The sequence below is a fragment of the Caulobacter sp. P4_E5 genome (assembly GCF_056401555.1).
Genome location: NZ_JBFUJD010000055.1, coordinates 1 through 12,990, shown reverse-complemented (window position 1 = coordinate 12,990; position 12,990 = coordinate 1). Strand labels below are relative to the sequence as shown.

Genomic DNA, 12,990 nt, shown 5'->3' with positions numbered 1-12,990 from the left:
AACCCGACGCATGGCCAATATCCGCCGCCCCCGCGTGATGGGGATCGTCAACGTCACGCCCGACAGCTTCTCGGACGGCGGCCAGTTCTTGTCGACCGCCGACGGGCTTGAGCACGCCCGCCGGCTGATCGCCCAGGGCGCCGACATCCTGGACGTCGGCGGGGAGAGCACCCGCCCGGGCGCGACGCCGGTCTCGGAGTTCGACGAGATCCTGCGGGTCGTTCCGCTGATCGAGGCCATCCGCGCGGCCAGCGACATCCCGATCTCGATCGACACCATGAAGCCGGCGGTCGCCCGCCCGGCGGTCAAGGCCGGGGCGACGATCTGGAACGACGTGACCGCCCTGCGGGTCTCGCCCAACGCGCCCGAGGTCGCCGCCGAGCTGGGCTGCGAGGTGGTGCTGATGCACATGCTGGGCCAGCCGGGGACCATGCAGGACACGCCGCGCTACGACGACGTCGTCGCCGAGGTCGAGGCCTTCCTGCTGGCCCGGGCCTTCACGGCCATGGCCGCCGGCGTCGCCAAGGAGAAGATCTGGCTGGATCCCGGGATCGGCTTCGGCAAGACGCTGGCCCACAACCTGGCCCTGCTGGCCGCCCTGCCGCGCTTCGTGGCCTTGGGCTATCCGGTCCTGCTGGGGGCCAGCCGCAAGCGGTTCATCGCCGGCCTGGATCCTTCGGCCGGCGAGGCGACCGACCGCCTGGGCGGCTCGCTGGCGGCGCATCTGGCGGGCGCGGCGGCGGGGGTGGCGGCGGTGCGGGTCCATGACGTGCGCGAGACGGTCCAGGCCCTGGATGTCCAGGCCGCCATCACCGATGGCGGGAGGGGCGCGGCGCGTCCGGGGTGAGACAGAATCGCGGCCTGGCTTGCGACGGGTGGAATCGCTCGGCTTAATCGTTCGTGGACGGCTTTCCGAAAGCTCGTGAACCATGCGCAAGCACGCTTTGATCATCGAAGACGAGATCCTGATCGCCCTGGAGATCGAGGATCTGCTGAAGAAGCAAGGCTTCGACAGCGTCGACATCGCCGAGAGCCCGCTGGAGGCGCTCGACCGCGCCCTGCTGCGCAAGCCCGACCTGATCACCGCCGACTACCGCATCGTCGGTGGGACCGGGGTCGAGGCGGTGAAGATGATCATGGCGCACCTGGGCCCGATCCCGGTCGTCTATGTCACCGGCCACGCCACGGCCCTGTCCGACCAGAACAGCGACATGGTGGTGCAGAAGCCGATCCTGCCCGGCGTGCTGGCCGGTGCGTGGCAGCATGCGATGCAGGCGGCCTAGGGGCCTACTGGCCCCCACCTGACCGCTTCGCGGTCGTCCGCCCCCSGAGGGGGCGGAAGGCTGGGCGCCCTTCTTCCCCCTCTGGGGGAGGAGCGCGAAGCGCGGAGGGGGCCTCTCCCCATCTCCCCGATTCCCGCCTAAACACCTGCCATGCCCTACACCTTCCAAGGTCGCGTCCTCGTCATCGCCGGTTCCGATTCCGGTGGCGGCGCGGGGATCCAGGCCGACATCAAGACCATCACCGCCCTGGGCGGCTACGCGGCCACCGCCATCACCGCGGTGACGGTGCAGAACACCTTGGGCGTCACCGGCGTCCACCCGATCCCGCTGGACGTGATCGCCGCCCAGGCCCGGGCCGTGCTGGACGACATCGGCGCCGACGCGATCAAGACCGGCATGCTGGGCGACGCGGCCGTGGTCGAGACCGTGGCGGCCGCGATCGATCATGCGGGACAGGTCCCCGCCGTCATTGACCCGGTGATGGTCGCCAAGGGCGGGGCGTCCCTGCTGGCCGCCGCCGCGATCGGGGCGGTCAAGAGCCTGATGATCCCGCGCGCGGCCCTGCTGACGCCGAACGCCCCCGAGGCCGCCGCGCTCACCGGCCTGGTGGTCGAGACCACCGACGACTTGCGGCGGGCCGGCGAGGCGCTGCTGGCCCTGGGCGCAAAGGCCGTGCTGATGAAGGGCGGCCACATCGCCGGCGAGCGGGTCGTCGACGTGCTGATGACCGCCGATGGCGAGACCAGCTTCGAGGGCGAGCGGATCGACACCCGCCACACCCACGGCACCGGCTGCACCCTGGCCAGCGCGTGCGCCACGGGCCTGGCCCAGGGGCTGCCGCTGGAGCAGGCCGTGGCCCGGGCCTGGAACTATGTCCACGAGGCCATGCTGCGCGCGCCGGGCTTCGGCGCGGGCCACGGCCCCCTCGACCACGGCTGGATGCTGCGTAAATGACCCAAGACCTGGAACAGCGGCTCGTCGAGATCGTTCGCGCCACCCCCACGACTTGGCGGGTGCTGGAGACTGTCCGCGACCTGGACCTGCCCGACTGGATGATCTTCTCGGGCGCCGTCTATCAGCCGGTCTTCAACCACCTGACCGGCCGCGACCTGGCCTATGGCATCAAGGACTACGACGTCGCCTATCACGACGACAGCGACACCTCGTACGAGGCCGAGGACGTGGTCATCCAGCGTGTCGCCGCCGCCTTCGAGCCGCCGCTGCGCGAGCTGGTCGAGGTGCGCAACCAGGCCCGGGTGCATCTGTGGTTCGAGAAGAAGTTCGGCGCCGACGAGCCCTATCCGCCGCTGGAGGACAGCGCCGCGGCCCTGAAGCGCTTCGTGGCCACCGCCTTCTGCGTCGGGGTCCGGCTGGACAAGGACGACGTCCTGCGGGTCTGGGCGCCGTTCGGCCTGGAAGACCTGTTCGCCCTGCGCCTGCGGCCCAATCCCCTGAGGATCAAGGGCGCGGGCGGCTGGGAGCGCACAACCGGCTCGGCCAAGGCCCGCTGGCCGGAGATCACGATCGAGGGGTAGGAGCGCCCGGCCGAGACGCTCACTTTACAGTGTCATCCCGGCCGCAGCGAAGCGGAGGGCCGGGACCCAGGGGCGACCGCTCTGGGCTTGGCCCCTGGGTCCCGGACAGCCTCTGCGAGGCTTCCGGGATGACACGGGATTTGAGCTGCTGATCTGAGTGTTCCCGAAGCTCAATTGTCACCGGGACAATAAAGCCTTTGCCCGCCGTCCCGGCCGCGCATAACAGCGATGTCCATCGGTTTCGGGAGATCGCCCCATGCGCCAGTGGACCATCGACGCCTTCGCCAGCGGCCCGTTCAAGGGCAATCCGGCCTGTGTGGTCGAGCCCTTCGCGGCGTGGCCTTCCGACGCCTGGATGCAAGCCCTGGCGGCCGAGAACAACCAGGCCGAGACGGCCTATCTGCTGAAGACGAACGACCCGGCGCGCTTTGGCCTGCGCTGGTTCACGCCCGCCGTGGAGGCCCCGCTGTGCGGCCACGCCACCCTGGCGGCGGCCCACATGTTGTTCACGGAGCTGAACGTCGACGTCCCGCTGCTGACGTTCGACACTCTGGCGGGTCCGCTGACGGTAAGACGGGCCGGCGAGCGCCTGGAGATGGACTTTCCCGCCGACCCGCCGCGTCGCACCGAAATCCCGCAGGGCCTGGCCGAGGCGCTGGGCGCGGAGCCGATCGAGGTCTGGGCCGGGGCCTATCTGATCGCCGTGCTGGCCGACGAGGCGGCTGTGCGCGGGCTGAAGCCGGACCTGGCGGCCTTGAACAAGATCGGCGGCGAGGCGACCGGCGGCCCGGGCCAGACGGTGGTCGTCGCCCTGGCCGATCCGGATAGGCCCTATGCCGTGGTCAGCCGTTTCTTCGCGCCGGGCTTCGGCATCCCCGAGGACCCGACCACCGGCTCGGCCCACTGCATCCTGATGCCGCTGTACGGCGACAAGCTGGGCGCGGACGTCCTGAAGTTCCACCAGGCCTATCCTGGCCGGGGCGGGGACCTGGAATGCGAAAACCGCGGCGCGCGCGTTCTGTTGCGCGGCCGCGGCTTCACGGTGTTGGAGAGCCGGCTCCGGGTGGAGCCGGCCTAGTTTAGGTTACCAGCGCGGACGGTCGTCGCGATGGTCGCGATCGCGATCGCGATCGCGATCGTGGCCGTAACCATAGCCGTAGTCGCGATCGTGGCGCTCATAGCGGATCTGAGCGTTGATGCGATCGAAGCGACGGTCGAGGTCGGCGCGTTCCCAGCCGCTCAGGCCGCCGCGGCGATAGCGCGACTCCAGACGGGAGGCGTCACGCAGCTCGGCGCGCAGGCGGTAGGCTTCGCCACGGGTCAGCGAGCCGTTGCGCAGGCCGATGTCGATACGGCGTTCCAGCTGGTCTTGGCGCTGGTTGATCGATTGGGCCGAGGCCACGGCGGGGACGGTGGCGGCCGCCAGGGCCGAGACCGCGGCGATCGAGATCAGGATCTTCTTCATCGGTTCGGTTCCTCTTGAACATCTCCGTCGCCCGAAGGGGGAAGCGACGTTGAGGTCAGAGAACCACACGGCGTCTGAAGCGGTTCTGAGCCGCTCGTTATGTTGTGTTCATGTTCCGACCGAAGCGCAGCGACCGAAGGCGCGCGGTTCAGGCCGCCTGGGCCAGGCGCGCGGCGGCCACGGCTTGCTCGATGGCGGCGTAGAGCTTGGTCACCTCGATCGGCTTGGCGACGTGGCCGTCCATGCCGGCGGCCAGATAACCCTCGACCTGGTGGGCCAGGGCGTTGGCCGTGACCGCAACGATCGGGGTGCGTTGGCGGCCCTCGGAGGCTTCCAGCGCGCGGATCGCCCGGGCGGCCTCGACGCCGTCCATGCCGGGCATGTGGATATCCATCAGCACGATGTCGAACTTGGCGGCCTTCCAGGCCTGGACGCACGCCGCGCCGTCGGAGACCAGCACGACCTCGGCGTTCAGCGGCGCCAGCACGGCCTCGACGACCTTCTGGTTGGTCGGGTTGTCGTCGGCGGCCAGCACGCGCAGGCAACTCGCGTCGGTGGGCTGTTCGATCAGCGCGTGGTCGTCGTCGACATAGTGGATGTCGACCGGCGTCTCCTCGCGCGGCAGGCTGACCAGCACCGTGAAGGTCGAGCCGCGGCCCTCGCGGCTTTGCACCTTGATCGAGCCGCCCATCAGGGTCGACAGCTCGCGGCAGATGGCCAAGCCCAGGCCCGAGCCGCCGAAGCGGCGGGTGGTCGAGCTGTCGGCCTGGACGAACTTGTCGAACAGACGCGGCAGGATGTCGGGCGAGACGCCGATGCCGGTGTCGGCCACGTCGATCCGCAAGCCCGAACCGTCCTCGGCCGAGGCGAAGCGGATGGCGACGGCGCCTTCCAGAGTGAACTTCAGGGCGTTGGCGATCAGGTTGCCCAGGATCTGGCGCAGGCGGTCGACGTCGCCGCGCCACAGGCCCTGGGCCTCGGGGGCCACGGCGACCTCGAAGGCCAGGCCCTTGTCGCGGGCCTGGGGCGCGTAGATCTCGCGGATCGTCTGGGCCAGCTGAGCGATGTCGAACGGGCGATCCTGGATCTCCAGGCGGCCGGCCTCGATCTTGGACAGGTCCAAGACGTCGTTGAGCACGCCCAGCAGCACCGCGCCGGACTCGCGGATCACCGACAGGCGCTCGCGCTGGGCGGGGGCCAGGTTGTCCATGGCCATGACCTCGGCCATGGCCAAGACGCCGTTCAGCGGGGTGCGGATCTCGTGGCTCATATTGGCCAGGAAATGCGACTTCAGCACGTTGGCGGCGTTGGCGTCGTCGCGGGCCTTGACCAGTTCGGCCATGGCGCCGCGCAGGTCGTGGTCGTTGGTCTGCAGCCGCGACACCAGGTGGTTGAAGCTGTCGGTCAGGCTGCGGAACACGTCGTCGTCGGCCGTCTGCTCGACCGCCCTGAACCGGCCGCCGACGGCGGTCTCGTGCATGGCTTCGGACAGGCGCTCCATCGGCCGGGCCAGGCGGCGCGCCAGGCTGTTGGCCAGCAGGATGGCCAGGCCGGCGGCGCCGAAGAACAGGGCGCCGGTCAGGGCCAGGTCGCGGGCCAGGGTTTGGCCCAGGCCCGGATGTTGGGCGACCAGCACCAGGGTGCCGACCTTCTGCGAGGAGAGCTTGATTGGCCGGGTGAGGGTGTCGGCGTCGGTCGGGTTGGCCGCGCCCAGCTGGGCCACGGCCCGACCCCGGTTGTCGATGATGCGCACGGCCGCCACGTTGGGCGCCTTGGCCACGGCCTCCAGCGCTCGGTAGACGCCGACCATGTTGTGGTCGGCCAGCGGCGCGGCGGCGCCGGCGGCGGCCATCTGCGCCAGGATCTCGTGGTTGGCGCGGGCTTCCTGTCGCGCCACGCTCCACTGCTGCAGCATGAAGCAAAGGCAAGCAGCCACAAGGGCCAGCACGGTCGTGGCCAAGGCCACGCCAGCGATGCGCGCCTGTAGCGGTGCGTGTGTAGGCGCACTACTCGCGTTGTTGTTGTGACTGTCGCTCATCGACGTCCAGGAATTCAATCGTCGCGACAGTGTGACGCAAGGTTCCTAACTTTTCGCTTCCAAGGCGAGCGAGAGTGACGCGACAAAACAACGCTAACGCACATTTCTGGATTGCTTTTGCTTTAACAATCTATTTACCTTTATCCTTAGTGTTTCGTTAACGGAGGCGGGCGTGGAAAAGGTTTTTGTAGCGAAGCGTGTGGCCAACAAGCTGTACGCGACCGAAGCGGCGGTGGACGCGGCGATGGTGGAAGTCACCGAGATGATGGCCGAACTCATTCAGGCCCGTAAGGACCTGAACCTGTCGGCGACTGTCGCCCACGGCGCGAGCGCCAAGCTCGCCGAGGCCGTCCAGGCCCTGGCCGAAGCGCGTACGGCGGTGATCGGCGCCCACAAGGAGCTGGACGAGACGCGGCTCCGGATCGGCATTCGCACCAAGATGAGCGGCTGGCTCAAGGAAGAAGCCGTTGAGTCGCAACCGATGGGCCTTCACATCGCTGTCTGAAGTGTGCCCAGGAACACATTGCAATAGTTTAATACCTTGGGCCTCTAATTTCGGTTAGAGGCCCAAGTCATGCATACGCATATGCAAATCGTCGTCCTGCTCGGTTGGGTGCTAACCCTCGGCGTATGCTTCATGGCGTGGCGTCTCGGCGGCCGGGCGGAGCGTCAAGCGGCCTTGCTCGTGATCGTGACGTCGGTGCTGACGGTGTTGCCGGCGCTGTTCCTCGATAAATCATCGGCGAAGCTCGGATATTTGGCTCTCGACGGCGTTCTCGCGCTCGGCCTATTGCTGCTGGCCTTACGTTACGCCGCCGCCTGGTTGGGCGCGGCCGTCCTGTTGCAGGCCGTCCAGTTCAGCCTGCACGCCTACTATCTCGTGACCGACAAGCGCTACGACAACATCTACGTCATGGTGAACAACCTGGTTAGCCTCGGCGTCCTGTGCAGCTTGGCGCTCGGCACGTTGCTGGCCTGGCGCAAGCGTCGTTCGGCCGCAAAATAATTGCCGCGATCGGACGATTCGTTCGCTCCCTCGCAAAATCCCTCCTTGCAATCCGCTCCGAAACGCGGTTCTTCGCCGGCGGGCCACGCCCCCCCAACGGGGCGCAGTCCATCTGCAAGGATGGGAGACATCGCAGTGACTACGACCCTCGCCAAGCCGGCGATCCGCCCGGCGCGTCCCGAGTTCTCTTCCGGCCCGTGCGCCAAAAGGCCCGGCTGGACCCCCCAAAATCTCCAGAATGCCGTTCTCGGCCGTTCGCACCGGTCGAAGCTGGGCAAGGCGCGCCTGAAGGCCGCCATCGACCAGACGCGCGAAGTTCTGGAAGTTCCGGCCGACTTCCTGATCGGCATCGTCGCCGGCTCGGACACCGGCGCCGTCGAGATGGCGATGTGGTCGATGCTGGGCGGCCGCCCGGTGCAACTGCTGGCCTTCGAGTCCTTCGGCAAGGACTGGGTCACCGACGTCACCAAGCAACTGAAGCTGCCCGACGTCGAGGTGCTCAGCGCCCCGTACGGCCAGCTGCCCGACACCTCCAAGGTCGATCCGGCCAAGGACCTGGTCTTCACCTGGAACGGCACGACCTCGGGCGTGCGCGTGCCCAACGCCGACTTCATCTCGGCCGACCGTGAAGGGATCACCATCTGCGACGCCACCAGCGCCGCCTTCGCCCAGGATCTGGACTGGGCCAAGCTGGATGTCGTGACCTTCTCCTGGCAGAAGGCGCTGGGCGGCGAGGGCGCGCACGGGATCCTGATCCTGTCGCCGCGCGCCGTGGCCCGCCTGGAAAGCTACACGCCGCCCTGGCCGATGCCGAAGCTGTTCCGGATGACCAAGGCCGGCAAGATCGCCGCCGACATCTTCGAAGGCGCGACGATCAACACGCCGTCGATGCTGTGCGTCGAGGATGCGCTGGACGCCCTGAAGTGGGCCTCGTCGATCGGCGGGCTGGAAGCCATGCAGGGCCGCGCCGACCAGAACCTGGCCGTTCTGGCCGACTGGGTCGCCAAGACCTCGTGGGTGGACTTCCTGGCGGCCACGCCGGAGATCCGCTCCAATACTTCGGTGTGCCTGAAGGTGGTCGATCCCAAGATCACGGCCCTGCCGGAAGACGCTCAGGCCGACTTCGCCAAGAAGCTGGCCAGCCTGCTCGAGAAGGAGGGCGCGGCCCTCGACATCGGCGGCTATCGCGACGCCCCGGCCGGTCTGCGCATCTGGTGCGGCGCCACGGTGGAGGCTTCCGACCTGGAAGCCCTGACCCCGTGGCTCGACTGGGCCTACGCCACCGTCTTGGCCGAACTGGCCGCCGCTTAAGCCTTTAGTACTGGCCCCCTCCGCGCTGCGCGCTCCTCCCCCGAAGGGGGAAGAAGGGCGCGTTGAAACCCTTCCTCCCCCTCCGGGGGAGGGGGACCGCCGAACGGCGGTGGAGGGGGCTCTTCCCAGACATTCTCCGCAAGGAACATCACCATGGCTCCCCGCGTCCTCATCGCTGACAAGCTCAGCCCCGCCGCCGTCGACATCTTCAAGAACCGCGGCGTCGACTTCGACATCAAGACCGGCCTGTCCAAGGACGAGCTGATCGCCGTGATCGGCGACTATGACGGCATCGCCATCCGCTCGGGCGCCAAGCTCGACAAGGACGTGATCGCCGCCGCTCACAAGCTGCAGGTCATCGCCCGGGCCGGCATCGGCGTCGACAATGTCGACATCCCCGCCGCCACCGCCAAGGGCGTGGTGGTGATGAACACCCCGTTCGGCAACTCGATCACCACGGCCGAGCACGCCATCGCCATGATGTTCGCCCTGGCTCGCCAGCTGCCCGCCGCCGACGCCTCGACCCAGGCCGGCAAGTGGGAGAAGAACCGCTTCATGGGCGTGGAGCTCTACGCCAAGACCCTGGGCCTGATCGGGGCCGGCAACATCGGCGGCATCGTCGCCGACCGCGCCCTGGGCCTGAAGATGAAGGTCGTGGCCTACGACCCGTTCCTGAGCCCCGAGCGCGCCATCGAGATGGGCGTCGAGAAGGTCGAGCTGGAAGAGCTGCTGGCCCGCGCCGACGTCATCACCCTGCATACGCCGCTGACCGACAAGACCCGCAATATCCTGTCGGCCGAGAACCTGGCCAAGACCAAGAAGGGCGTGCTGATCGTCAACTGCGCCCGCGGCGGCCTGGTCGACGAAGTGGCCCTGCGCAAGCTGCTGGACGACGRCCATGTCGGCGGCGCCGGCTTTGACGTGTTCGTCACCGAGCCGGCCAAGGAAAACCCGCTGTTCGGCTCGGACCGCGTGGTGGCCACCCCGCACCTGGGCGCCAGCACCAACGAGGCCCAGGAGAACGTCGCCCTGCAGGTCGCCGAGCAGATGAGCGACTACCTGCTGACCGGCGCCGTCACCAACGCCCTCAACAGCCCGTCGATCACCGCGGAAGAAGCCCCCAAGCTGAAGCCCTTCGTGGCCCTGGCCGAGAAGATCGGCGCCCTGGCCGGCCAGATGGTCGACTTCGGCATCAAGACCATCGACATCGCCTTCGAGGGCGAAGTGTCGAACCTGAACGTCAAGCCGATGACCTCGGCCGCCCTGGCCGGGATTCTCAAGCCGATGCTGGCCGAGATCAACATGGTCTCCGCGCCGGCCGTGGCCAAGGAGCGCGGCATCACCGTCTCGGAGAGCCGCCAGGAAGTCAGCCCCACCTATGACAGCCTGATGCGCGTCACCATCACCACCGAAAAGGGCAAGCGCGCCTTCGCCGGCACGGTGATCGCCGGCGCCCCGCGCATCGTCGAGGTCAAGGGCATGGAGCTGGACGCGGGCTTCTCGCCGGCCATGCTGTACATCAACAACCTGGACAAGCCGGGCTTCATCGGCGCGCTGGGCATGCTGCTGGGCGAGGCGGGCGTCAATATCGCCACCTTCAACCTGGGCCGCCTGTCGGCGGACGAGGACGCCATCGCCCTGGTCGGCGTCGACCAGGCGCCGAGCGCGGCCCTGCTGGCCAAGATCCAGGCTCTGCCGCACGTGAAGGAAGCGCGCGCGCTGACGTTCTAGGTTTGGAACCCTTCTCCCCTTGCGGGAGAAGGTGTCATCCGAAGGATGACGGATGAGGGGTCGATCGTCGTGTCCGGATAGGGCGGCGCGACCCCTCATCCGGCCCTTCGGGCCACCCTCTCCCGCAAGGGGAGAGGGAAGTCAAAGGCGGTCAATGTCCCTGCTTCGTCCCCGCAAGATCAGCTGGCCGGGTTTCCTGGTCTTCGTCGCCGCCTCGATCTTCACGCTGTACGCGGCCCTGGCGCCTGGCGACGACACCGCCGGCCTGATCCCGTGGGACAAGGCCAAGCACTTCATCGTCTTCTATGGCCTGACCTTCCTGGCCACGGTCGCTCTGCCCAAGAGCCGGCCCTGGAAGATCGGGACCGTGCTGCTGGCCTTCGGGGTCGCCATCGAGATCCTGCAGGGCCTGCCGATCGTCGGCCGCGACGCCGACGCCTTCGACGTGGTCGCCGACACCCTGGGCGTCGGCTTCTTCTTCGGTCCGATCCTCGTGACGCAATGGCTGAATAGGGAAGACTAAGGGAGCGGGTTTGTAGGTCGGCTGCTCCCTAGAAGCTGTCCACCCGGATCTCCCACGGTCGGTTCATTCCCGCCGCCGCGTCCAGGCCGCCCACGATCCACCGCCGGGTGTCGGCCGGGTCGATGACCGCGTCGATCTCCAGCGCGGCGGCCATGCTGGTCGCCTTGCCCGCCGCGTACAGCCGCGCGACCAGCTGGTCGTACAGCGCCTTCTGCTTCACCGGATCGGTCTGCGCCTCCAGCTCCTTGCGGTAGCCCAGCTGGACCGCGCCCTCCAGGCCCATGCCGCCGAACTCGCCGGTCGGCCAGGCGGCGATGAAGGCCGGCGAGTGGAAGCTTCCGCCGGCCATGGCTTGCGCCCCGAGCCCATAGCCCTTGCGGGTCACCACCGTGAACAGGGGCGAGCGCAGCTTGGCGCCGGCGATGAACTGGCGGCTGACCCGGCGCACGGCGGCGGCGTCCTCGCTGGCCGGGCCGACCATGAAGCCGGGGGTGTCGCACAGGCTCAGCACCGGCAGGGCGAAGGCGTCGCAAAGCTGCAGGAACCGCGCCGCCTTCTCGGCCCCCGCGCAGTCGATGGCCCCGCCCAGATGTTTGGGATCGTTGGCGATCAGCCCCATCGGCCGACCCTCGATCCGGACCAGGCCGGTGACCATGCCGGCCGCGAAGCCGCCGCGCAGCTCCAGGAACGACCCCTCGTCGACCAGGCCGGCGATCAGCGCCCGCACGTCATAGACCCGCAGGCGGTTCTCGGGGACGGCGCCCCGCAGGCGGCGCTGGTCCGCGACGGTCCAGGACGCCAGCGCCCCCTGGAAATAGGACAGGGCCTGCTTGGCCAGCCGCGTCGCGTGGGCCTCGTCGTCGGCCAGGATGTCGATGACCCCGTTCTTCCACTGGTGGGCCGAGGGGCCGATTTCCTCGGGCCGGAACACGCCCAGCCCGCCGCCGGCGATCATCGCCGGCCCGCCCATGCCCAGGTTGCTGTCGCGGGTGGCGATGATGATCTCCGAGAGGCCGGCAATGGCCGCGTTGCCGGCGAAGCAACGGCCGGCGACGATGGCGATCTTGGGGACCAGGCCCGACAGCTGGGCGAAGCTCCTGAACGTCGGCACGTCCAGGCCCGCCACCGCCGTGGTGTCGGTGTCGCCGGGCCGGCCGCCGCCGCCTTCCGCGAACCAGACGACCGGCAGGCGCTGGTCGGCGATCACCGCCATCAGCCGGTCGGACTTCTTGTGGTTCATCGCCCCCTGCGTGCCGGCCAGGACCGTGAAGTCGTAGGCCAAGGCCGCCGTCCGCGCCTTGTCCGGCGGGAAAAGGGCGCCGTTGACGGTTCCGACCCCGGTGATCAGGCCGTCGGCCGGCGTGCTGACGATCAGGTCGTCGGTCGAGCGCCGCCGCTTCTGGGCCGCGATGGCCAGGGCGCCGTATTCCAGGAAGCTGCCGGGATCGACCAGGTCGTCGATGTTCTCCCGCGCCGTGCGGTGGCCGGTCTTGCGACGCTTGGCGACCGCGTCGGGGCGAGCCTCGTCCAGGGTGAAGCGGTGGCGGGCGATCACCTCGGCCAGGTCGGGGCGGATCGCGTCGAGGTCTTCGGCGGCGGCCTCCGCGACCGCCGCGCCCTCCAGTTCGACCGGCTCCAGGAACATCAGCGGCTGGCCCTCGGCGACGGCGGCGCCCGGCTCGGCGGCGATCTTCAGCACCCGGCYGCCCGCCTCGGCGTGGACCAGGTGCTCCATCTTCATCGCCTCCAGCACCGCCAGGGCCTGGCCGGGCCGGACGAGGTCGCCTTCGGTCACCGCGATCGCGCCGACCGTGGCGGAGAGCGGCGCGGCGACGGCGATCGCGCTGTCCAGGGTTTCGAACGTTCGGGCGGCGCCCTCCGAAGGCGAGGCCAGCCCCGCGACCAAGGCGGCGGCGTGGTCCTCGATGAAGCGGGTGGTCGGGGCCTCCGGTGCGGCGGCCAGGATCGCCCGGACCAGCGGGGCGGTCGTCGCCACGCCGCCGATCGTGAACTCCGCCAGCGCCCGGTCCAGCCGGGCGGTCGCCTCGGTCGCGGTCCGTCCGCGCGCGATCACCTTGGCCAGCAGACTGTCATAGGC

Annotated in this window: 12 protein-coding genes and 2 pseudogenes; 10 read left to right on the top strand and 4 right to left on the bottom strand. The window is 69.0% G+C overall.

Annotation, left to right across the window (positions count from 1 at the left end; all coding sequences use genetic code 11):
* Positions 1-10: 10 nt before the first annotated feature.
* The 5 genes from folP (at position 11) to AC1DSO_RS16470 (ending at position 3,896) form a co-directional block, all read left to right on the top strand.
* Positions 11-847 carry a dihydropteroate synthase gene (gene folP / locus AC1DSO_RS16490; RefSeq protein ID WP_477069849.1) on the top strand — a complete coding sequence of 279 codons (837 nt, stop codon included), beginning with the start codon at positions 11-13 and terminating at the stop codon, positions 845-847.
* Positions 848-929: 82 nt separating this feature from the next.
* The gene (locus AC1DSO_RS16485; RefSeq protein ID WP_047403689.1) at positions 930-1,283 is read left to right on the top strand and encodes a response regulator; all 354 of its coding nucleotides are present in this window, start codon (positions 930-932) and stop codon (positions 1,281-1,283) included.
* Positions 1,284-1,433: 150 nt separating this feature from the next.
* A complete protein-coding gene (gene thiD, locus AC1DSO_RS16480; RefSeq protein ID WP_477069848.1) occupies positions 1,434-2,237 on the top strand; it encodes a bifunctional hydroxymethylpyrimidine kinase/phosphomethylpyrimidine kinase in 804 nt (267 codons plus the stop codon).
* Positions 2,234-2,818, top strand: coding sequence for a nucleotidyltransferase family protein (locus AC1DSO_RS16475; RefSeq protein WP_477069847.1), 585 nt, complete (start codon positions 2,234-2,236; stop codon positions 2,816-2,818). Before thiD ends, AC1DSO_RS16475 begins: the two co-directional genes overlap by 4 nt.
* Positions 2,819-3,074: 256 nt before the next feature.
* Positions 3,075-3,896 carry a PhzF family phenazine biosynthesis protein gene (locus tag AC1DSO_RS16470; protein WP_477069846.1) on the top strand — a complete coding sequence of 274 codons (822 nt, stop codon included), beginning with the start codon at positions 3,075-3,077 and terminating at the stop codon, positions 3,894-3,896.
* A gap of 6 nt (positions 3,897-3,902) precedes the next feature.
* On the opposite strand, the gene AC1DSO_RS16465 is transcribed toward AC1DSO_RS16470, so the two are convergent.
* Together AC1DSO_RS16465 and AC1DSO_RS16460 are read right to left on the bottom strand one after the other, a co-directional pair.
* The gene (locus AC1DSO_RS16465) at positions 3,903-4,283 is read right to left on the bottom strand and encodes a hypothetical protein (RefSeq protein WP_477069845.1); all 381 of its coding nucleotides are present in this window, start codon (positions 4,281-4,283) and stop codon (positions 3,903-3,905) included.
* A gap of 148 nt (positions 4,284-4,431) precedes the next feature.
* Positions 4,432-6,412: pseudogene (locus AC1DSO_RS16460) on the bottom strand (ATP-binding protein).
* Between the two features lie 81 nt (positions 6,413-6,493).
* On the opposite strand from AC1DSO_RS16460, the gene AC1DSO_RS16455 reads away from it, so the two are divergent.
* The 3 genes from AC1DSO_RS16455 (at position 6,494) to AC1DSO_RS16445 (ending at position 8,638) form a co-directional block, all read left to right on the top strand.
* Positions 6,494-6,826 carry a hypothetical protein gene (locus tag AC1DSO_RS16455; RefSeq protein ID WP_477069844.1) on the top strand — a complete coding sequence of 111 codons (333 nt, stop codon included), beginning with the start codon at positions 6,494-6,496 and terminating at the stop codon, positions 6,824-6,826.
* A 69-nt stretch (positions 6,827-6,895) separates the two neighbouring features.
* Positions 6,896-7,327, top strand: a complete 432-nt coding sequence (locus AC1DSO_RS16450) for a hypothetical protein (RefSeq protein WP_477069843.1) — start codon at positions 6,896-6,898, stop codon at positions 7,325-7,327.
* A 135-nt stretch (positions 7,328-7,462) separates the two neighbouring features.
* Positions 7,463-8,638: a phosphoserine transaminase gene (locus AC1DSO_RS16445; protein ID WP_477069842.1), complete on the top strand. Its 1,176-nt coding sequence runs from the start codon at positions 7,463-7,465 to the stop codon at positions 8,636-8,638.
* 67 nt (positions 8,639-8,705) lie between these two features.
* Here AC1DSO_RS16445 and AC1DSO_RS16440 read toward each other — a convergent pair.
* Positions 8,706-8,771 (bottom strand): annotated as a pseudogene (locus tag AC1DSO_RS16440) (hypothetical protein); the annotation flags it as partial.
* Positions 8,772-8,791: 20 nt separating this feature from the next.
* Here AC1DSO_RS16440 and serA point away from each other — a divergent pair.
* Together serA and AC1DSO_RS16430 are read left to right on the top strand one after the other, a co-directional pair.
* Positions 8,792-10,369 (top strand): phosphoglycerate dehydrogenase, encoded by a 1,578-nt coding sequence (gene serA, locus AC1DSO_RS16435; protein WP_477069841.1) that lies wholly within the window; start codon positions 8,792-8,794, stop codon positions 10,367-10,369.
* A 154-nt stretch (positions 10,370-10,523) separates the two neighbouring features.
* Positions 10,524-10,892, top strand: a complete 369-nt coding sequence (locus tag AC1DSO_RS16430) for a VanZ family protein (protein WP_477069840.1) — start codon at positions 10,524-10,526, stop codon at positions 10,890-10,892.
* Positions 10,893-10,920: 28 nt separating this feature from the next.
* On the opposite strand, the gene AC1DSO_RS16425 is transcribed toward AC1DSO_RS16430, so the two are convergent.
* A partial coding sequence (locus AC1DSO_RS16425; RefSeq protein WP_477069839.1) for a carboxyl transferase domain-containing protein occupies positions 10,921-12,990 on the bottom strand: 2,070 nt, incomplete at its 5' end.